This is a genomic window from Mastigocoleus testarum BC008 (genome assembly GCF_001456025.1).
GTDB classification, from domain to species: Bacteria; Cyanobacteriota; Cyanobacteriia; order Cyanobacteriales; family Nostocaceae; genus Mastigocoleus; species Mastigocoleus testarum.
Genome location: NZ_LMTZ01000166.1, coordinates 17,774 through 36,977, shown reverse-complemented (window position 1 = coordinate 36,977; position 19,204 = coordinate 17,774). Strand labels below are relative to the sequence as shown.

The 19,204-nt window shown below is 37.2% G+C and carries 20 protein-coding genes and 1 pseudogene; 12 read left to right on the top strand and 9 right to left on the bottom strand.

Translation table 11 applies throughout. The features are described from left to right. Positions 1-88: 88 nt before the first annotated feature. A complete protein-coding gene (locus tag BC008_RS44585) occupies positions 89-748 on the bottom strand; it encodes a M23 family metallopeptidase (RefSeq protein ID WP_058184845.1) in 660 nt (219 codons plus the stop codon). Positions 749-1,118: 370 nt separating this feature from the next. Here BC008_RS44585 and BC008_RS44580 point away from each other — a divergent pair, with 370 nt between their 5' ends. Further along, positions 1,119-1,505: a hypothetical protein gene (locus tag BC008_RS44580; protein WP_027846459.1), complete on the top strand. Its 387-nt coding sequence runs from the start codon at positions 1,119-1,121 to the stop codon at positions 1,503-1,505. 61 nt (positions 1,506-1,566) lie between these two features. On the opposite strand, the gene BC008_RS44575 is transcribed toward BC008_RS44580, so the two are convergent. Continuing rightward, entirely contained in the window at positions 1,567-3,216 is a 1,650-nt protein-coding gene (locus BC008_RS44575) for a Ppx/GppA phosphatase family protein (protein WP_027846460.1), read from the bottom strand. Between the two features lie 550 nt (positions 3,217-3,766). Here BC008_RS44575 and BC008_RS44570 point away from each other — a divergent pair. Then, positions 3,767-4,648, top strand: a complete 882-nt coding sequence (locus BC008_RS44570) for a 4-hydroxybenzoate solanesyltransferase (RefSeq protein WP_027846461.1) — start codon at positions 3,767-3,769, stop codon at positions 4,646-4,648. Positions 4,649-5,129: 481 nt separating this feature from the next. Then, complete coding sequence (locus BC008_RS44565) at positions 5,130-5,681, top strand: hypothetical protein (protein WP_235596028.1); 552 nt, start codon at positions 5,130-5,132, stop codon at positions 5,679-5,681. A gap of 306 nt (positions 5,682-5,987) precedes the next feature. Here the strand turns inward: BC008_RS44565 and BC008_RS44560 are convergent, their stop codons facing one another. Together BC008_RS44560 and BC008_RS44555 are read right to left on the bottom strand one after the other, a co-directional pair. After that, positions 5,988-8,051 (bottom strand): tetratricopeptide repeat protein, encoded by a 2,064-nt coding sequence (locus tag BC008_RS44560; protein WP_027846750.1) that lies wholly within the window; start codon positions 8,049-8,051, stop codon positions 5,988-5,990. Positions 8,052-8,321: 270 nt separating this feature from the next. Then, the gene (locus BC008_RS44555; protein WP_027847044.1) at positions 8,322-9,494 is read right to left on the bottom strand and encodes a pyridoxal phosphate-dependent aminotransferase; all 1,173 of its coding nucleotides are present in this window, start codon (positions 9,492-9,494) and stop codon (positions 8,322-8,324) included. Between the two features lie 54 nt (positions 9,495-9,548). On the opposite strand from BC008_RS44555, the gene BC008_RS50165 reads away from it, so the two are divergent. Continuing rightward, positions 9,549-9,689: a hypothetical protein gene (locus BC008_RS50165; protein ID WP_161938233.1), complete on the top strand. Its 141-nt coding sequence runs from the start codon at positions 9,549-9,551 to the stop codon at positions 9,687-9,689. A gap of 76 nt (positions 9,690-9,765) precedes the next feature. Here BC008_RS50165 and ychF read toward each other — a convergent pair whose 3' ends face one another. Beyond that, positions 9,766-10,857 (bottom strand): redox-regulated ATPase YchF, encoded by a 1,092-nt coding sequence (gene ychF, locus BC008_RS44550; protein ID WP_027847073.1) that lies wholly within the window; start codon positions 10,855-10,857, stop codon positions 9,766-9,768. An 89-nt stretch (positions 10,858-10,946) separates the two neighbouring features. Between ychF and BC008_RS50160 the strand changes: the two genes are divergently transcribed. Then, the gene (locus BC008_RS50160; protein ID WP_161938232.1) at positions 10,947-11,174 is read left to right on the top strand and encodes a hypothetical protein; all 228 of its coding nucleotides are present in this window, start codon (positions 10,947-10,949) and stop codon (positions 11,172-11,174) included. 2 nt (positions 11,175-11,176) lie between these two features. After that, positions 11,177-12,760, top strand: a complete 1,584-nt coding sequence (locus tag BC008_RS44545; protein WP_027846698.1) for an aminotransferase class I/II-fold pyridoxal phosphate-dependent enzyme — start codon at positions 11,177-11,179, stop codon at positions 12,758-12,760. Between the two features lie 184 nt (positions 12,761-12,944). On the opposite strand, the gene BC008_RS44540 is transcribed toward BC008_RS44545, so the two are convergent. Genes BC008_RS44540 through BC008_RS44535 form a run of 3 tightly spaced genes read right to left on the bottom strand, consistent with a single transcriptional unit; the run spans position 12,945 to position 14,092 of the window. Continuing rightward, entirely contained in the window at positions 12,945-13,721 is a 777-nt protein-coding gene (locus BC008_RS44540) for an Rpn family recombination-promoting nuclease/putative transposase (protein WP_027846699.1), read from the bottom strand. A gap of 3 nt (positions 13,722-13,724) precedes the next feature. Next, entirely contained in the window at positions 13,725-13,898 is a 174-nt protein-coding gene (locus BC008_RS47265; RefSeq protein WP_201026241.1) for a hypothetical protein, read from the bottom strand. Further along, entirely contained in the window at positions 13,895-14,092 is a 198-nt protein-coding gene (locus BC008_RS44535) for a hypothetical protein (RefSeq protein ID WP_058184841.1), read from the bottom strand. The genes BC008_RS47265 and BC008_RS44535 overlap by 4 nt, the downstream gene beginning before the upstream one ends. 79 nt (positions 14,093-14,171) lie before the next feature. Between BC008_RS44535 and BC008_RS51980 the strand changes: the two genes are divergently transcribed. The 3 genes and pseudogenes from BC008_RS51980 (at position 14,172) to BC008_RS44520 (ending at position 15,861) form a co-directional block, all read left to right on the top strand. Continuing rightward, complete coding sequence (locus BC008_RS51980) at positions 14,172-14,570, top strand: helix-turn-helix domain-containing protein (RefSeq protein ID WP_063800876.1); 399 nt, start codon at positions 14,172-14,174, stop codon at positions 14,568-14,570. 69 nt (positions 14,571-14,639) lie between these two features. Then, positions 14,640-15,065 (top strand): annotated as a pseudogene (locus BC008_RS51975) (transposase family protein); the annotation flags it as partial. Positions 15,066-15,600: 535 nt separating this feature from the next. Then, positions 15,601-15,861 (top strand): hypothetical protein, encoded by a 261-nt coding sequence (locus tag BC008_RS44520; protein WP_027843605.1) that lies wholly within the window; start codon positions 15,601-15,603, stop codon positions 15,859-15,861. A 36-nt stretch (positions 15,862-15,897) separates the two neighbouring features. Here BC008_RS44520 and BC008_RS44515 read toward each other — a convergent pair whose 3' ends face one another. After that, entirely contained in the window at positions 15,898-16,905 is a 1,008-nt protein-coding gene (locus tag BC008_RS44515) for a CobW family GTP-binding protein (RefSeq protein ID WP_058184837.1), read from the bottom strand. Positions 16,906-17,164: 259 nt separating this feature from the next. On the opposite strand from BC008_RS44515, the gene BC008_RS44510 reads away from it, so the two are divergent. Genes BC008_RS44510 through cbiQ form a run of 3 tightly spaced genes read left to right on the top strand, consistent with a single transcriptional unit; the run spans position 17,165 to position 19,140 of the window. Further along, complete coding sequence (locus BC008_RS44510; RefSeq protein ID WP_058184834.1) at positions 17,165-17,698, top strand: carboxypeptidase-like regulatory domain-containing protein; 534 nt, start codon at positions 17,165-17,167, stop codon at positions 17,696-17,698. Then, the gene (gene cbiM, locus BC008_RS44505) at positions 17,646-18,335 is read left to right on the top strand and encodes a cobalt transporter CbiM (protein ID WP_235596027.1); all 690 of its coding nucleotides are present in this window, start codon (positions 17,646-17,648) and stop codon (positions 18,333-18,335) included. Before BC008_RS44510 ends, cbiM begins: the two co-directional genes overlap by 53 nt. Beyond that, positions 18,328-19,140 (top strand): cobalt ECF transporter T component CbiQ, encoded by an 813-nt coding sequence (cbiQ, locus tag BC008_RS44500; protein WP_036265635.1) that lies wholly within the window; start codon positions 18,328-18,330, stop codon positions 19,138-19,140. The genes cbiM and cbiQ overlap by 8 nt, the downstream gene beginning before the upstream one ends. Positions 19,141-19,204 lie beyond the last annotated feature (64 nt).

Here is a 19,204-nt window from a genome sequence, read left to right as displayed (position 1 = left end):
TGGGTAATGGGTAATAAGTAAAGAGTAAGAAGTGAGAAGTTGCGACTACCTAATCCCCAATCCCCAATCCCTAATCCCCAATCCCCAATCAAGAATATCGCTGAGAATACATTTTACGCAAAATCATCCCGGGGTCGACATATCGGTTTTGGAATTTAAGTGACCAATGTAAGTGGGGACCAGTTGTACGTCCAGTCATTCCTACACGACCGATTCTGGCTCCTGCAGGAATTACTTGACCTTTTGCAATTTGGATCCCACCTTCACGATCAAGCATATAGGAACGACCTTGATGTTTAACAACACGTCCCTGCATGTGACAATAAGTATGCTTCCATTGTCCAGATCGTATTGTGACATGGGTCCCACAACGACCCTGATCGCTAACTTTGATTACTTTTCCACCCCACCAATTACGAATGTAACTACCCATGGGAGCAGCCATATCTAAACCGTTGTGAAATTCCACACCTGAACCACCATTGGGAGAACGACGATAGCCAAATGGAGATGTATATCCTTGGAAATTTTCCACAGGGAAAGAAGCAAATCTCCAGCTATTACTAGCATTTAATATTTGGGCTTGAGCTTGGGTTTGTAGCTTTTTGTCTTGTGATGCTTTGGCTGTGAGGTTTCTCGATTGGCAAAAGATAAAAAGCGAAGTAAGACTTAAAATTCCAAATAAAACAAATTTTTTTCTTGAATTATTTTTTCCTGAAATAACTGATCCGTATAATTTATTATTCATTTTAATTGTTTAGAATAATAGTTTTTCGCTTTTGATCGAACCCCAATAAATCTTGCTTTGGATGATGTAAATACGAGCGACTTACACTTCAATACTGAAAATAAGCGATTTCAATGTCATTTGTCACTTATTAGCCGTTACTCATTTTCAATTGGTTGCATAGATTTTCGTTGTAAATATTACATGTCAATATCCGAAAATAGATCTGCTCGCGCTAAGCAGCACAATTAATGTAAAATTTAATATTAAGATTTATTCACAACATTTATTTAAACTTTAAGCAATAAATTTTTAGTAAATATTTTTAGTAAATATTTCTAGCAAATATTTGCGATCGCAAAGTCATAATTTTTGCAACCACTGAAAAAACATGCTGACTGATATTTTCCCCTTCAGTTTCAATTTAGACCCTGTCACCATCTCCGGTATTAGTTTGTGGTCTTTAGCACTATATTTGGGATTTTCACCAGTCAGCGAATGGTTTATCTTACAATTGAGCCGGTGGTTTAATTTTGCCGAGCGTTCTCTTTACATGAGCCAGTCGGAATATGAAAAAACCCGAAAAGCAAGAGAATCACAAAATGCCTTTTATGCTGCAATTTTTAGTATTGTGCCATTTCTCTTGATTGGTGGTTTGTGTAATTGGCTGGTTGAATTTGCTTTTGATCGCAGTTGGTCAATTAGTGTGGGAATAATTGCTTGTATTGGTTGCGGAGTTTACGAACTTGGACGTAGAGATGGGCAGAATGGGGAATAGGGAACAGGGAACAGGAGTAGATAGCATAAGGCTTGGAGTCCCCTGTTGTATTTTGTTGTTATCAAGTAGTAACTGTCGCACTAGAACCTGATTTAGCTACTAATTTGACATCAAATTCTTCTTCAAATACAACCTTGCTGTAGTCCAAACTCCATAATTCCAACGCACAATCGTCATTAATATCGGATGGGAATAATTGGACATGAAATTCCCGTTTTTCTGAGTCATATTTACATTCAACTCTTGCAATCGCACCATTTTGGCGTTTATCTAAAGCTGTGGCGATTCTTAATAAAGAACTAAGTTGACTAACTAGCTCCCGGTGTTCTTTATGAACTAAATTTCGATAATTTTCATGCTTCTTCTTGGGAGCTGATTTGCGATGGTAACGAGCCAAATTAGCAATTATTTCAATTTCGGTTTCGTTATAGCCCAGTAACTCACTATTACGAATTAGGTAGTAAGAATGTTTGTGATGGGCGCTATGACTGACGTAATAGCCGCAATTATGTAGTATCGCTGCAGACCAGAGTAATTCCCGGGCTTTGCTATCCCAGTCATGTAACGTGTATTGTGTTTGGTCGAATAAACTCAGAGCAAACTCGGCTACGCGATCGCTATGTTCGGTGTTAACTTGAAATTTTTGTGCGGCTTTAACAATATTTCGTTCGCGCACACTACTTTGATATCGTAGGCGATTTTCGATGAAGCCATTCTTGAGCATCCAGTCAACAATCACACCTTCCCTTAAAGCCCGTTCGCATATTTTAATTGACCCCACATTTAAAAGTGCCATTGCTTCCTGTAAAACAATGGCACCTCCAAGAATAACTTCTGACCTTCGATCTGGCATACTAGGAATTTCTGCCCGCTCTTTATTATCCATTTTCCGAAAGCGGTGTATCCATGTTTGTAAATCTGAGAGGGTAAATTCGTAACCATTAAGTGTAGATGGTTCCGCGCCTAATTTATTCCTTGCATCTATTGCTGCGATAGTTTCAATAGTTCCGGAGGTTCCAACCAAACAGGGGTATTTCCCAGTTTCTAATCCCACCTTAATCTCATCTGCAGCGCGTTCGAGCTTTCCCCTTGTATAAGCTTGGAGATAATCAAACTCAGAGTTACTAATAGGATCGGTGTTAATAAATTCTTTTGTTAATCGCACTGCACCAACTTTAGTGCTGGTGAGAACTTTTTCTTCTTGGGAATCACACAAAATTAGTTCTGTAGAACCCCCACCAATATCAATAATAATATGTGGCTGTTCGGTAAACTCCATGCCCGAAAGTACGCCTAAATAAATACGTCGGGCTTCTTCTTGTCCGGAAATTAAATCAACATCTAAACCCAATTCTTTTTTTACACGTTCGAGGAAACTTCTTCCATTAGGTGCTTCTCGGATAGCACTGGTTGCTACGGCGATTATTGTTTCAGCATTGAGGGTTTTGGCTATTTCTTGAAAACGGGCTAAAGCATGGATCGCTCTTTCCATCACCTCTAATTTTAGATTGCCCGTTTCTGGTTCTCGGTTACCTAATCTGACCGTTTCCTTTTCTTTACCAATGATGCTAAAAGATGGCAGTTTTGGTTCAATTTCCACTACTACCATGTGTAAGGAATTAGTTCCTAAATCAATAGCAGCAATGATTCGATGTCCATCGGCTGTTGGAGTAGTCATTTTTTCCCAACTAGCCAAAACAGAATCAAGCATTTATGTGTCTCCCGGATCGGTGAATAGTTATTAAAAGTTTGATTATTTGATTGGTGTGTCGGCACTATTATCTAAAATAATTCGAATAGAACAAATAAGAATGCACTATTTGAAAGTTTAAGGTTTGAAAATCAAGGTTTGAAGGTTTAAGGTTTGAAATCTAAGGTTTGAAAATCTAAAGTTTGAAAATCTAAGGCTTGAAACTTTAAAACCTAAGAGTCTAATTTTATTTGGGTATAAACCTTATACTAGTAACCCGTCAAGAGAAAAGCTTTGGGGGACAAGATCGTCCAAATATTAAAGCATCACACTCTACATTTCAAATTTTCCATTTTTTTGAATTTAAAGCTTTTACTTCTATTTAATTTTATTGTTTTAATCGTATGCTTTTAACTTTATGGTTGTATTTTTATGACTTTAATTTTGTCATCCCTAATTTTGCGATCGCTAGTTTTGATTTTATAGATAGTAAATAAATACATCTTCTAGTTGTAAAGAAGTGTGACAAAATTTATTTGTATGTAGTCTTAAATTTATCAACTTGCTACCTATGCTTAATACGCCCCTAAATAATCCCGAGCCATTATGGTTAACGATTGTCAAGCTTTTGCGATGGCACAAACCAGAAGGAAGATTAATTTTGATGATTCCGGCGTTGTGGGCAATATTTTTAGCAGCGAATGGTAAACCACCCTTACCTTTAATTGGAGTAGTTATTTTAGGAACTCTTGCTACTAGTGCCGCAGGATGTGTAGTAAATGATTTATGGGATCGAAATATCGATCCGGAAGTAGAAAGAACTAAAACCCGTCCGTTAGCTTCTCGGGCTCTTTCGATTAAAGTTGGTATTGTTGTAGCGATTGTTGCTCTTACATGTGCTTGGGGTTTATCTCTTTACCTTAACCCTTTAAGTTTTTGGCTATGTGTTGCGGCTGTACCTGTTATTATTTTATACCCTGGGGCTAAACGTATATTTCCAATACCTCAATTAGTACTTTCTATTGCTTGGGGTTTTGCAGTGTTAATTAGTTGGAGTGCGGTAACCCAAAATATTTCTCTTTCTACTTGGTTGTTATGGGGCGCAACATTAGCTTGGACCCTAGGATTTGATACAGTTTATGCTATGAGCGATCGCGAAGATGATCGGCGTGTTGGTGTTAATTCCAGTGCTTTATTTTTCGGTAAATATGTATCAGAAGCAGTAGGAATTTTCTTTATTATTACTGTGGGTTTATTGGCTGATTTAGGTTTTGTCACCCATCTAAATCCAGTTTTCTGGGTAAGTTTGACATTAGCTACCATAGGTTGGGTATGGCAGTATTTTCGCCTCAAACAACCAGATTTACCCAACCCTGTCTACGGTCAAATGTTCCGACAAAATGTCTGGATTGGATTTATTTTACTTGCTGGAATGATTGCTGGAAGCTTTTGACGGTTGACAGTTACCAGTTTATGGCTTGCGCCACGCCCTTACGGGCTACAGTTAACAGTTTATGGCTAACGCCGCGCCCTTGCTAACACCACGCCCTTACGGGCTAAAGTTATCAATTACTCGATTCATTACTCATTACTGTGCACTGTGTACACTTACGTRTCCCGCTAGACCGCGCCGCGAGTGGCGAATGCTAACGTGCCCCACAATACCTAAGTACGCTATCGCTAGCTGCTAACATTACCCATTACCAATTACCCATTACCCATTACCCATTACCCATTACCAATTACCCATTACCAATTCTTCAAAACCGAATTTTTACTGAGATAAATTGAAGATTATGTAAATATATTGAAAATTAAACCCTTAGACATCATGAATTTTGATATTAATTAAGTGTATCCCGCAAAATTTGGATGCATTTAACTAATTTTTAATGAATAAGACGCATTTTTTTAAAATAGCCCTCCTTCTTGTAATGTCTTTGGGTAGCATTGCAATTGTTGGAGGGAGTTTTAATTTAAATCCAAGTTTGTTCAAACAAGCTTTCAATAATGACGGTAGATCGGAAAGAATTACTGATGTATCTCGTTATGAAGAAATTCGTAGTTCAATTTGGTCTCAACAGGAGTTAGTGAAGCATTTTCCTGCTGTAATTTCCTCAAATGCTAGCAATACAAAGTTTATATACTATCCGGGAAACTTACAAGGGGGAAGCTTCTTGCAACTGAAAATGAAGTTACCTCAAACAAGAATTAAACAGTTACTTGCACAGTATCGCCAGATATCGCAACGCAAATATCAAGGTGGTAACACCAACGACCATCTAAACCAAAAAGACGGATTACCAACAACTTTTTTTTATACAGGTGATGATGACGTAGAATCTTTTCCACCAACCTATGAGATACTAGTCTTAGGAGCACGCGACAAAGGAAACGCTAGTTTTAAGTGGAATCACGGTAATAGCTATGGCATAGCGATTGATAGATTTGCATCTGAAATAGTTTATTGGGCAGAAGTTTGGTAGCTTTTAGCTTAGTTTTTAAATGGACATAGTATTACAAAAATATTACATTTGAAACTCCCTAATTCCGTTAATAAGGGGGGAAATTAATTCAAAGTCCCCCAATTTATTAGATCGCCGCGCGAACGGGAGATTTAGGGGGATATAAGAGACTTATCCTAGAATCTCAAAAGTTTTGCCTATGGCTAGCAACTTGGCTTAAGAAGTAAATCTCATCCTGAATGTGATAATAAGTTGCCCGTCATCATAAAAATTTAATTGTTAACTGTTAACTTTAGCTCGTAAGGGCGTGAGATTAGCCATAAGTTGTTAATTGATGACTGTTAACTGAGTAGTCGTTAAATTATGAAAATGGGAATCATGGCGAATATTATCAAAGTTGGGATCGTTATATGCTAAAAATCGGTAATTAACTGTCTCTGCTAAATTTTGTTCTTCGACTATTTGAATTGCTTTTTCTAAGTTTTCCAGAGCTAATTCGATATTTCCCTGGATAGCGTAAATACTAGCTTTTTCATAAACAGCAGGATCGTATTCTGGTTCTATTTCTAAAGCTCGATCGCAACTATTGATTGCTTCGTCTCCCCAACCTAAATTTTGCAGAACCCGACCGCGATTAGTCCAAGTTTGGGGATTTTTACTATGAATTTCTAGATCTTTGTTATAACTTGAAAGCGCTTCTTCATAAAGATTTAACTGTTCTAGAACTAGTCCCCGGTTAAACCAAGCATGTTCCGATCTCGGATTAAATTCCAAAGCTTGATCGTAAGCAGCTAAACTTTCATCATATATACCCAACTGCAACAGAATGTAAGCTTTGAGATTCCAAGCTTCTTCCATTTCCGGAGTCATTTCCAGAGCTTTATCTAGTAAAATATTAGCTTCTTGATAATTTTCGGTGCCATTGTGTATTAATTCCTCAGCCCAAACATACCAACTTTGGGCATACTGAAGAGAATCAATACAATCTTGTTCGTCCTCAGGGCTTACAGTATCTAAAGAATTAGAATGTAAATGACAAACTAATGCCTCTTCAAATCTCTGTAATTGAATGAATGCCATGCTGCGCTTAAATAAAGCTCGATAAGCATTGGGCTGAATTGCCAAAACTTGAGCGTAACTTTGCTCTGCTTCTTCAAAATCACCTAATTTCCAGGCAATATTACCTTTAGTTTCCCAAACTTCAGAAGCTTGAGGAATATATTTAAGTGCTTTATCACAATTAATCAGCGCTTCTTGATATTGCTCCAAGTTAGATAAAGTAATAGCCCGGTAATACCAAGCCATTGGTGATTCTTGGTAATATTCCAAAGCTCGATCATAATTAGCGATCGCTTCTCTATCGTCACCCAGATTTAGAAAAGCACAACCTCGTTGAAACCAAATATTATGAAAGTCAGATTTGATACTTAAAACTTGATCGAAACTTTCAATTGCTTCTGAATATTGTTTCAAAGCCGAGAGTTCTTCACCTCGTAACAACCAGGTTTCCCAATCATTGGGATTATTTGCAATTAAAGTATCGTAATGAGTTAATCGATTTAACCTCAGCGTTTCCAATCTTTCCCATAAGGTGTCAGGGCTAATCCAGGTATAACCAGATTCCGAGTCACGAATTTGCAATGCAGTCTCATAGCATTTTAAGGCTTCTTCGTCAAGTTCCAAACCTTCATAAGCAATACCCCGTTCTTCCCAGGTCGCCCACCAATCAGGTTCAGCAGCTAATACTCGGTCGAAACTATCAATTGCTTCTTTATAACGTTCCAAATTAACCAAACAGCGACCTTTTTCCACCAAAGCAGAATAATCATCGCTCTGAAGTGCTAGTACTTTGTTATAACTATTCACAGCCTCCTCAAAACGTCCTTGGTGGGCTAGGATATTTCCTTTTTCTCTCCAAGTGTCGGGATTTTGGGGTTGAAATTCTAAGGCTTTATCCAGACTAGCAATGGCGTCTGGATACATGTCCAGTTCCATTAAACTGTGACTTCTTTTAACCCAAGTTTCGCTGTCGTCAAATTTAATTGCTAATGCCCGATCATAACTAATTAGTGCTTCTTCGTAACGTTTTTTATTATGTAAAGCATTACCTCTGGCTTCCCAAAGTCCGCGATCATAAGGTTGAAACTCTAAACCTCGATCGAAGCTGGCAATTTCTTCTTCATCAGCTTTGATATAAGAATCATCACCTTCATCGTAACGTTCCAAAGCATACAGAACATCACCACGTGCTCGCCAAAGTTGGTGGTCGTGGGGATGTATTTGTAAAGCTTCGTCAAAGCACTCGAGAGCAGCTTTATAGTTTCCTGCATCTAAGCAGCTTAAACCTTTCTCGAAAATACTTTCTACAGCATTTATGGTACTTTGCTCCATAATCCTCCACCTAAAGTAAATACGCTTAGATTCTAGATGCTCAAAGGAATATTTATCCAGAAATTGGGGACTGGGGATTGGGGACTGGGGACTGGGGATTGGGGACTGGGGACTGGGGACTGGGGATTAGATTTCCAAATATAAAACCCTATATGATAAAGGGGTGACCTTAGTGATAAACGATTGATCGCCTTTCACCGTCAACCAATAACTGTTAACTGGTAATTGGTAACTGGTAATTGGTAATTGGTAATTGGTAATTGGTAACTGTTAACTACTAACTGCTAACCTAACAAATTTTTCCAATCGATCCATTCCTTTTTCGATAGTTGTCATATCAGTGGCGTAGGAAAAACGAATATTGTTATCTGCACCAAAGGCTGTACCGGGTATACTTGCAACTTGATATTCTTCAAGCAATTTACTGCAAAATTCTAGAGATTTGAGTCCGGTTTCACTGATACTGGGAAACAGATAAAAAGCACCATCTGGTTTTTCACAACTTAGTCCAGGAATCGAGTTTATTCTCGCGAACATAACTTCCCGACGCTTGGCGAATGCTTGACGCATTTCTTCCACACAGTCTTGAGAACCTTCTAAAGCTGCGATCGCACCATACTGAGCAAAAGTACAAACGTTTGATGTACTATGACTTTGAATATTGCTCGTAGCTTTAATTAAATCCACTGGTCCAGCTAAATAACCAAGACGCCAACCCGTCATTGAATAACCCTTTGCAAAACCATTACTAATGATGGTTCTGGAAAATATTTCCGTTCCTAAGGAACCAATACTAATATGTTTTGCCCCATCGTAAAGAAGTTTTTCGTAAATTTCATCTGAGACTACTAAAATATCTGCTTCCACGATAACTTTCGCCAAAGCTTCAATTTCCCCAGGCGAGTATACCATCCCTGTTGGGTTAGATGGTGAATTCAAAACAAATAGTTTGGTCTTGGGGGTAATTGACTGCCGTAACTGTTCGGCAGTAATTTTGTAACCTGTGGAAGCATCTGTTGTGACAATGACGGGCGTTCCTCCAGCTATTGTGACCATTTCTGGATAACTTACCCAATAAGGTGCGGGAATAATGACTTCATCTCCCGGTTCAATGAGCGCCATCATCAAGTTAAATAAGGAATGCTTACCACCATTGGTAACAATCACATTTTCTGATTTGTAATCAAGATTGAGATCGCGTTTGAGTTTGTGAGCGATCACTTCTCTTAATTTTGGTTCACCTGCTGCTGGACCATATTTAGTTTTTCCTTCGTCCAATGCTTTTTGAGCAGCAGCTTTAATATGGGCTGGCGTATCAAAATCAGGTTCTCCAGCACTAAAACTACAAACATCAATTCCTTCTGCTTTCATCGCCTTAGCTTTTGCAGAGATGGCTAAAGTAACAGAAGGTTTTACTTGATCGACTCGATTTGCCAGCTTCATTATTTATTTCCAACGGCAATTTTCTCAGTTCTTCCAGAATACCCCAGAATTCAGGTGGGAATTGATCATAGGCGTAATTTTTTTTGGGGGGGATGGCGATTGGTGATTGGGGACTGGGGATTGGCGATTGGGGACTGGGGATTGGCGATTAGGGACTGGGGATTGGCGATTGGCGATTGGGTAATGAATGAGTAACTCCCCACTTATTACTCATTACTTATTACTCATTACTTATTACTCATTACTTATTACTTATTACTTATTACCCACCCTAAACATTAAACCTAAATAACATCACATCACCTTCTTTAACGACATAGTCTTTCCCTTCACTACGAACTAAACCTTTTTCTTTGGCTGCGGACATCGAACCTGTGGAAACTAAGTCATTATAAGCAACGGTTTCTGCACGAATGAAACCCCGTTCAAAATCGCTGTGAATTACTCCTGCTGCTTGTGGTGCTGACATTCCCGCTTTAATTGTCCAAGCACGAGTTTCTTTTTCCCCAGAGGTGAAGTAAGTCCGCAAACCTAAAAGTTCGTAGGTCGCTCGAATTAAGGATTTTAAACCACCTTCTTCTACTCCCAAAGATTCGAGAAAATCACCTCTTTCTTCTTCTGGTATTTCAACTAATTCTGATTCTACCTGTGCCGATACTATTACGACTTGAGCATTATCTTTAGCGGCTATTTGCCTGACTTGTTCGACAAATTCATTGCCGGTTGCGAGGTCATCTTCTGAAACATTTGCTGCATAAATAATTGGTTTAGCACTGAGCATTCCCAATGGTTTAATGACTTCGGCTTCTTCTTCTGTTAATTCAACTTGACGAACTGATTTACCTTCATTCAGTGCTGCAGCTAATTTTTCTAGGATTGCTAGTTCAGCTTGAGCATCTTTATTAGCCCGTGCTTGTTTGCGTACTCGTTCAATGCGCCGTTCTACTTGTCCGAGGTCGGCTAAAACTAGTTCCAAATTGATAACTTCCACATCCCGTTCTGGACCGATTCCACCAGCTACGTGAACGATATCATCATTTTCAAAACAACGTACCACGTGAACGATCGCGTCTACTTCTCGAATATGGGATAAAAATTGGTTACCCAGCCCTTCTCCTTGACTAGCACCTTTGACTAATCCAGCAATATCTACAAATTCTACCCGCGCCGGGATAGTTTGCTTAGAACTAGAAATATCTGATAAGGTATTGAGCCGTTCGTCTGGTACAGAAACAACACCGACATTAGGTTCAATGGTACAAAATGGGAAGTTTGCAGCTTCAGCTTTAGCATTTGCAACTAAAGCATTAAATAAAGTAGATTTTCCGACGTTAGGGAGTCCGACAATACCAGCTCTTAGCATTTTGGGTTCGAGAATTTAAGATGATGAAAATTTAGAATTTACAATTCAGATTTAATCTTAAATCTTATTATCATTTTGAAGTAATTTTTGTGGAAGGAGTCAGAAGTCAGGAGTCAGAAGTCAGAAGTCAGGAGTCAGGAGTCAGAAGTCAGGAGTCAGAAGTCAGGAGTCAGGAGTCAGGAGTCAGGAGTCAGGAGTCAGAAGTCAGAAGTCAGAAGTCAGGAGTCAGGAGTCAGGAGTCAGGAGTCAGAAGGAGTTACCAATTACTTATTACTCATTACTTATTACTCATTACTTATTACTCATTACTCGTATAGAAGTGTTATCACAAACGAAAACTCCGCTACTAGATACTTTATGGGAGTATGCAAATAAACCCCATGCTCCTTTTTACACTCCCGGTCACAAGTTAGGGAAAGGGATTTCATCAAAATTAGAAGAATATTTTGGTCAAGCTGTATTTAAAGCAGATTTACCAGAATTAACAGACTTAGATAATCTTTTTGCTCCGGGTGGAGTTATCCAAGAAGCACAGCAACTTGCTGCAGAAGCTTTTGGTGCATCTCATACTTGGTTTTTAGTTAATGGTTCTACCTGCGGGATTGAAGCTGCAATTTTGGCGACCTGCGAGCGCGATGATAAAATTATTTTGCCGCGTAATGTTCACTCTTCAGTAATTTCGGGTTTAATTCTCTCTGGTGCAATTCCAATTTTTATCGAGCCAGAATACGATCCGGTTTCAGATATTGCTCATGGTGTCACACCTCATTCTGTGGAAGTTGCACTAAAACGACATCCTGACGCTAAAGTCGTAATGGTGGTTTACCCGACTTATTACGGTACTTGTGGGGATATAATTGCGATCGCAAATCTTACTCACAAATACAATATTCCTTTATTAGTAGACGAAGCTCACGGAGCGCACTTTACTTTTCATCCCGAGTTACCAATTCCTGCTTTAGCTGCAGGCGCAGATTTAAGCGTACAATCCATTCATAAAACCCTTGGGGCGATGACACAAGCATCAATGCTCCATGTCCGGGGTAACCAAATAGATATTGAACGGATAAGTAGAAGTTTACAACTTGTACAGTCTACTAGTCCTAATTATTTACTAATGGCTTCCTTAGATGCAGCGCGTCAGCAAATGGCTGTGGATGGGAAAGAATTGATGTCCCGCACTTTGCAACTTGCTCAAGAAGCGCGATCGCGGATTAGTAAAATTCCTGGTTTATCTGTTTTAGGAAAACCTTATTCATCTGCAAAAACTTTTGAATCGGGAAGAAATAAACTAGGAAAGAAATCCTCAGTATTTGTTGCATTAGACGAAACCCGATTAACTGTTAACGTTTCTGGTTTGGGATTGACGGGGTTTGCTGCTGATGAAATTTTGGAAGAAAAATTAAGGGTATATTCTGAATTAGCATCTTGGCGAAATGTTACTTTTATTATCAGTTTGGGTAATACTCAAGAAGATATCGATCACTTGGTGGAAGGTTTCACTACTCTTGCGAAGATGATTCCATCATCTCTAATACCAATTAGTAGTAAAGATGCAACATTTGATATCCCCCCAACCTTCCTTAATAAGGGGGACAAACGGATAGCAACAAAACCTCATTCCTTTTCTATCAAGAAAGACAACAAAGAAAGCGGAGTTATAAAAATCTCACCTCGGGAAGCTTTTTTCGCACCCACACAGATGCTACCTTTTGAAGAAGTTGTAGGACATATCAGTGCAGAAACTATTTGTCCTTATCCTCCGGGAATTCCAGTATTAATTGCAGGTGAGGTAGTTACTGATGCAGCATTAAATTACTTGTTAAAAATTCAGGATATGGGGGGATTTATTAGTGGTTGTACGGATAGCAGTTTGAAAACTTTTAAGGTTGTGAAGCTGTGAGGTAAATAACTTAGCAACAAGACATTTTTTTAACGAACGGGAAATTGCTTTGATTTTCTTCTCAAATTCCTGCTGATGGGATTTCCAATTAAAATATACACCAATCATCAGGGCGCACGTCGGTGCGCCCCTACAGGTAAGAAATAACGGTATAAATTCTTTTTTGAAAGTTTCTAAATCAAGATTAAGATTTTCCTCGACTTTGCTTTTCAACAGCTTGTTTAACTACTTCAACTTTTAATTCAAGTGCTTCAGCAATTTGCTCTGCACTCAACCCGATCTTTAATAAACGGGGGATTGTCTCTAGTTTTGTTTCTTGCTCAACTTCCTGATAAAATTTAGTTTTTCGCCATTCTGTTAATCCAAACATCGCTTCCAATTCCTGCCTACTTTGGTTTGAAAATTTGTAAATCAACATCCTCTCTACTAATTCTAAAAGCTGCCGACGTTTGGTGACATCTGCTTTTTGTACCTGGTTGATTAAGTTTTTTGCGACTTCGACTGCTTCGTTTTCTGGAGCAACCACCAAACCAATAATTCCCAAGCCTATAGAGGAAGAAGTATCAGTTAATTCATCCAAATATATTACTTGGATTTGCCCAGCAGATAGTAGTGTTTGATACGCCTTAGGAATGCCTGGATCGAGACTGCGTTTAGCCCATAAAACTACTGTTCGCCACGATCGCTCGGGTCTATATTGATTTAAATACAAAAATGCTTCGGTAATTAATCGCCAATATAAATCATCATCCCGTTGAAATTGTACCTCCACAAAATAAATTGGATCTTGGGGATACTCGGGTAATGGTAAAAATAAACCATCGATGCGTCGCGAAAGTTCCTTGATTTCTACAGAGGAAAATTCATAATGTGATGCTTGGGTTGGTGGTTGTTCCAATAGTTCAAACAACACGCTGGGAAGATTTTGGAGAAGAGTATAGAAGATGGTATCTGTTTTCATCCATTACTGAGTCTTTATTAAAAGTAGTTCTGATGTATTATATAGTAATGTCATTCGAGGCTGAGCTACAGCAGATTCCAATGCTCCTAAATCTCGTATACCTGATGTTCCTCCTGATTGATTAATAATCTGGCGATGCAGATCGAGAATTTCCAGCAATGATAAGTATCGAATCATGCTAAACGCCGATATAAGTCTGCATTTTTTTGCAGTACGTAGTTTGCAGCTTGAGAAAAATTGTTTTGTGGATGACTCAGCCATTCCTCCAGACTAATACGCAATAACTCCTCTGGTGAGATACTCAGTTCCTGTGCTAACTCTTGTATTAGACATCTCCAAAATATAAATATTTTGTGGTAAAAGAATGACATATAGCTTTTTTACACACAAAAATGATTGACATACTGAATTATATTGAAGAACATCAAAAAGAAACACAACGATTAATTGGTGCCCGAATATTCTCAACTACAGCAATTGCTTCAAAATGCAGAAAGAGTACACCATCAAAAACAAGCTCTATTAGAATCTAAGAAAGTTAGAATTATTGAAAAAGGTGGTGGTCGTAAACAAAAATTATCAATACAAGAACAAATAATTTTGACACTGATTTATTTGAGACATATGACTACTTTCCAACTTCTTGGAATTCAGTTTGGAATTAGTGAGTCAACAGCAAATGCAACTTTTAATTATTGGTTGCCATTACTCAGAGATTTATTACCCGCCAGCTTACTAGAGGAAGTAAAAAAAAACGAATCTGACTATGAGATCGTAAAGGAAGTTCTAACGGAATATGAATTAATTGTAGATAGCTATGTTCGCGCTAGCGCATGCCGTAAGGCTTAGCAAGTTAGGGAGAGACCTGTAGATAATAAGGAGCAAGAAAAATATTTTTCTGGTAAGGCACAAAAACATACATTTAAAAGTCAGATAATTACCTTACCAAATGCAGTAGATATTGTTGATGTTGTCGTTGGATTACCTGGGCCAACAAGTGATATAAGCTTGTTTCGAGAATACCGTGAACGTTTTCATCCCAATCAAAGATTTAAAGCTGATTTAGCCTATATTGGAGAAGAGTTAATTACTACTCCTATTAAGAAACCAAAAAATAAAGAATTAACAATTGAGCAAAAGGAATTAAATCAGCAATTTTCATCAAAACGAGTATATATTGAACATCGAATTCGCTCACTTAAGATTTTTCGAATTATACAAGAACGATTTAGATTAAACTATAAAAAATATTCAAAAGTAATGTTAACGATTTGTGGATTAATAAGATTCCGTATGGGTACGTTAATACTACCACAAGAAATATGCCTGAAGTCATCAGGATAAAACAAATTCAAGCAACTACATTTTTAAATTTTTATTGATAGTAAGTATATAAAATCCTGATTTTACCGTATAAATTAGCTTGTCTGAATTACTGCTTTGACGGTTTAAAAGCTAGTTATAGAGAGGTTTTACTAATTTTCGGAGATGGCTATTTTTTGAAATTGTCGATCTGGAATGTTAATGGTGATGGAAGCCACGGATTTATTTTGGGGTATATTTCTAGCAGTCTAACACTGCTTAAATAGGAGTAATGATATCGCTTTACTCTCAAGAAAAAAGCTCATGCTTTTGGCCTTGAACTTGTTCCATCTGATCGAGAACAATAAAATAATCCCTCTGCTCAAGTTCTTGCTACATGAGGTTTACAGAATGTGTTTCTTGAGAGTTTACCAACTAATTGAGAGTTAAAGCCCGATATAGTATCCAATAACCCAAATATTTAGGAACACTATCAACAAAGATTACTGTCATTCATTTACAAGCAGCAAATGTGCTGGAAACAATTATTTAACTAAAATATTTAACTACTACTAAAATGAGCTTTACTTTTGGAAAACAATCTCAGAAAGCGAATTTTCAAGAAATTAAGCAAGTTAAGGAGTGGATTTATCAAGCATTTCAACTTGATGAGGAAGTTTCCATTTCTTTAAGTCAGTTACACTGTACCGAACCTGGTTGTTCGCCAATTGAAACAGTAATTAATTTGATGACAAACCCCGTACAGCAATACAAAATTCATAAATCTATTGCTGAAATTGATTATTCAAATATATCTAAACTCGTTGAGGATAAATAATACTTCACAGTAATTTTCAATGTTCCACTGTATTTTTTAATTAGTAGCAAGACATTGCTCTAACTGATTTTTAATTTTATTAGCATCTAAATTTCGTCCAATGAAAACTAATTGATTGGACGGAGAATCTTTCCATTTATCTCTCTGAAAATTACAACGTTTACCACTCAGTTGAAAAATGTGACGTAGTTTGCTTCCTTGATACCAAATAATTCCTTTAGCTCTAAATACTGTTTCTGGCAATTGTTCGTCTAAAAACTTAGTAAATTTTTCAATAACTAAAGGTTGATCGCTCTGAAAGGAAACCGACATAAAATCATTTTCCTTCAAACGATTAACATGAGATGAATTAACAAGACTATGTTGTAAGGAAGTAAAGTTTAAATTTTTTGAAGTTGGATTTGTTGAAGTTATATTTTTCGTATGATTATTTCCTACATCTAAAATTAAAGGTAAAGCCACTTGACCGTGTTGAGTACGTAAAATTCTGGCACCGACTTTAACTGAATGGATATAATTTTCTATATTTTGAAGTTTGGCTTCGGAAACTAAATCAGTTTTATTGAGCAGAATAATATCACCATAAATTATTTGATTTAAAGCAATTTCACTCTCAAAATAATTATTAGTAAAACCCTCTGCGTCTATGACAGTTAAAATAGAATCTAAACGAGTGACATTACTCAACTCGCTGCTAAGAAAAGTCATCATTAAGGGAATGGGTTCGGCTAAACCTGTAGTTTCAATGACGATATAATCGATATCTTGAGACTCTAAAACTTTATTAACAGCATCAATTAAACTAGCGTTAATAGTGCAACAGATACAACCATTACTTAGTTGCACCATATCTCGATCTATAGAAACTAAAAGCTGACTATCAATATTAATGTCTCCAAACTCATTGACCAAAACAGCAACTTTTAGATTCCGGCGATTGGTCAAAATGTGATTCATAGTAGTAGTTTTACCACTTCCTAGAAAACCTGTAATAATAGTCACAGGCGTTTTGTGTTTGTGATACTTAGTTATTCCCATTATCATCAGATACAAGTACTTGATTTACATTGATAAAAGTACACAATAACATTTGCTATACATCCATCTTGTTTTACCAGACATCAAATAGACTTATTTGTACCTCAATATTTATTCCATTTCGTTTATTATCTCTATAAATTTTGGATCAACTATAGATATTTTTATATGTTATCTATCATTTTTAGATAGTCATTCAGTTGTTCTGTAAGAGTATAAAATAAATATAATTAAAACAAAATTATCCAAAATAATTTGAATTTCCATGAAGCAAATTTTGCTGCCAATGTTTATTTTTGTAACTTTGAGCTTACCTACAAAAATACTTGCTCATGGGACAAAAATTAGCTACGAAAATACTGAAGCAATTGTAATTAATGCTGTTTACGACACTGGTAAACCGATGGGGAAAGCCCAAATTTTGGTTTATACTCCAGATAATCCGTCTCAACCCTGGTTAACTGGAACAACCGATCAAAAGGGACGTTTTTTATTTCAACCAGACTCGACAAAAATAGGAAACTGGAAAGTTAAAGTTCGTCATTTGGGACACGGAGGAGTTATTCAAGTTCCTGTAACTTCAAAAGCACAAACACAACAAATAGAAGAAATACAACAAACACAAGCAACAACAAGTTCAAATTCTTCCACCCCAGAACAAGTAGTCAGCATTTCTAAAGAATCTGACAACCTTGAGTACACACCCATGCAAAGAGGTTTGATGATAGCTTCAGTTATTTGGGGATGTGTCGGAACCGCTTTGTTTTTCTCAAGTCGCAAGAAAAATGCACATATCTGATGGACTTCTTCCAGCACCAGTGGTAATTGGTGGTTATGCTATTACTAGTTTAACTACATGGTATTCGCTGCACCAAATCAATCGTCAATCTGAACCTACTCAAGGTATTCCTAAAGCCTCTTTACTCACAGCAGCATTTTTTGTTGCATCTTCAATTCATATTCCTTTTCCACCCACTAGTCTACATTTAATTCTCAATGGTTTGCTAGGTGTAGTACTAGGCTATTATGCATTTCCAGCGATTTTAATTGGCTTGTTTTTTCAAGCAGTGATGTTAGGACATGGGGGACTTTCGACTTTAGGACTCAATGCAGCAATTGTCGGTATTCCTGCTTTATTGATTTATCATCTATTTAGTTGGCGAAGTTTTATAGAAAGATATTTTAACAAGCGAGTGACAACAGGAATTTTCGCTTTTTTTGCGGGAGCACTGGGTGTTGCTCTCACGGTTATATTATTTTTTGGTTTGGTGGTTAGTACCCTTGGGACTGGAGAGCATGCAGATAGCGAGCGTGTCGCAACTTTGGGATTAGTTATTACTCATATTCCCTTGATGATATTGGAGGGAATTTTTACAACTTTTGTTGTGCTATTTTTACAACAGGCTAAACCTCAGTTATTGGAAGGTAATGGCTGATAAATTTGCTATAGACAAATATGCCGATCTAGATTCGTTAATACACTCTTGGCATCCGAAATATAAGATTATTGCCATCAGTCTACTAATTCTTAGCTTTGCTTTTGTCAAAGATATTTCGCTAATTCCTGTTATTTTAGGGATAACAATCATCTTTTATTATATCAGCAAATTACCATTAATATTTTTATTTTCACGCTTACATTATCCGGGTTTGTTCTTGCTAGGGATTATTTTTTTATTGCCGTTTATGCGTGGTGAAGATGTAATTTGGCAATGGAGTTTTATCAAACTGCGACAGGAAGGTTCTTTATTAGTTTTAATAATTATCTGTAGGTTTTTCAGTATTTTTACATTGGGATTAGTTATGTTAGGAACTACTCCATTTCTGACAACAATTCGAGCCATGCGACAATTAGGTTTGTCTGGAGTAATTGCGGATATGCTGATACTTTCCTATCGTTATATATATCAAATATTTGTTGATTTTTCTCAGATGCAGCAAGCCATGCGACTAAGGGGATACACAACAAAAAAACAATCCCATCGTAAATATAATATATCTATATTTCGACATATATCTGTTTTAGCAGCGGTGACTGCTTCTTTATTTTTGCGAAGTTACGAACAGTCGGAAAGGGTGTATGCTGCTATGCAGTTAAGGGGTTATGGCGATCTAACAACAAGTATTGTCAAACCTAATATGATGAATAATAAGTCAGCAAAACATGATTTATTAAGTATTTTGGCTTTATTGGGTACAGTTATAGTTGCTACCAGTTTACTTCTCTGGGAAATTATTTAAGTTATAGTTTCTTAAGTTATATTTTTTTGAGTTATATTTTTTTGAGTTATAGTTTTTTGAGTTA

Excerpts from the sequence above, each read along its gene's own strand:
- BC008_RS44585 (WP_058184845.1), bottom strand. The coding sequence starts at position 748 with ATGAATAATAAATTATACGGATCAGTTATTTCAGGAAAAAATAATTCA.
- BC008_RS44580 (WP_027846459.1), top strand. The coding sequence starts at position 1,119 with ATGCTGACTGATATTTTCCCCTTCAGTTTCAATTTAGACCCTGTCACC.
- BC008_RS44575 (WP_027846460.1), bottom strand. The coding sequence starts at position 3,216 with ATGCTTGATTCTGTTTTGGCTAGTTGGGAAAAAATGACTACTCCAACA.
- BC008_RS44570 (WP_027846461.1), top strand. The coding sequence starts at position 3,767 with ATGCTTAATACGCCCCTAAATAATCCCGAGCCATTATGGTTAACGATT.
- BC008_RS44565 (WP_235596028.1), top strand. The coding sequence starts at position 5,130 with ATGTCTTTGGGTAGCATTGCAATTGTTGGAGGGAGTTTTAATTTAAAT.
- BC008_RS44560 (WP_027846750.1), bottom strand. The coding sequence starts at position 8,051 with ATGGAGCAAAGTACCATAAATGCTGTAGAAAGTATTTTCGAGAAAGGT.
- BC008_RS44555 (WP_027847044.1), bottom strand. The coding sequence starts at position 9,494 with ATGAAGCTGGCAAATCGAGTCGATCAAGTAAAACCTTCTGTTACTTTA.
- ychF (WP_027847073.1), bottom strand. The coding sequence starts at position 10,857 with ATGCTAAGAGCTGGTATTGTCGGACTCCCTAACGTCGGAAAATCTACT.
- BC008_RS44540 (WP_027846699.1), bottom strand. The coding sequence starts at position 13,721 with ATGAAAACAGATACCATCTTCTATACTCTTCTCCAAAATCTTCCCAGC.
- BC008_RS47265 (WP_201026241.1), bottom strand. The coding sequence starts at position 13,898 with ATGATTCGATACTTATCATTGCTGGAAATTCTCGATCTGCATCGCCAG.
- BC008_RS44535 (WP_058184841.1), bottom strand. The coding sequence starts at position 14,092 with ATGTCATTCTTTTACCACAAAATATTTATATTTTGGAGATGTCTAATA.
- BC008_RS44520 (WP_027843605.1), top strand. The coding sequence starts at position 15,601 with ATGAGCTTTACTTTTGGAAAACAATCTCAGAAAGCGAATTTTCAAGAA.
- BC008_RS44515 (WP_058184837.1), bottom strand. The coding sequence starts at position 16,905 with ATGATAATGGGAATAACTAAGTATCACAAACACAAAACGCCTGTGACT.
- BC008_RS44510 (WP_058184834.1), top strand. The coding sequence starts at position 17,165 with ATGAAGCAAATTTTGCTGCCAATGTTTATTTTTGTAACTTTGAGCTTA.
- cbiQ (WP_036265635.1), top strand. The coding sequence starts at position 18,328 with ATGGCTGATAAATTTGCTATAGACAAATATGCCGATCTAGATTCGTTA.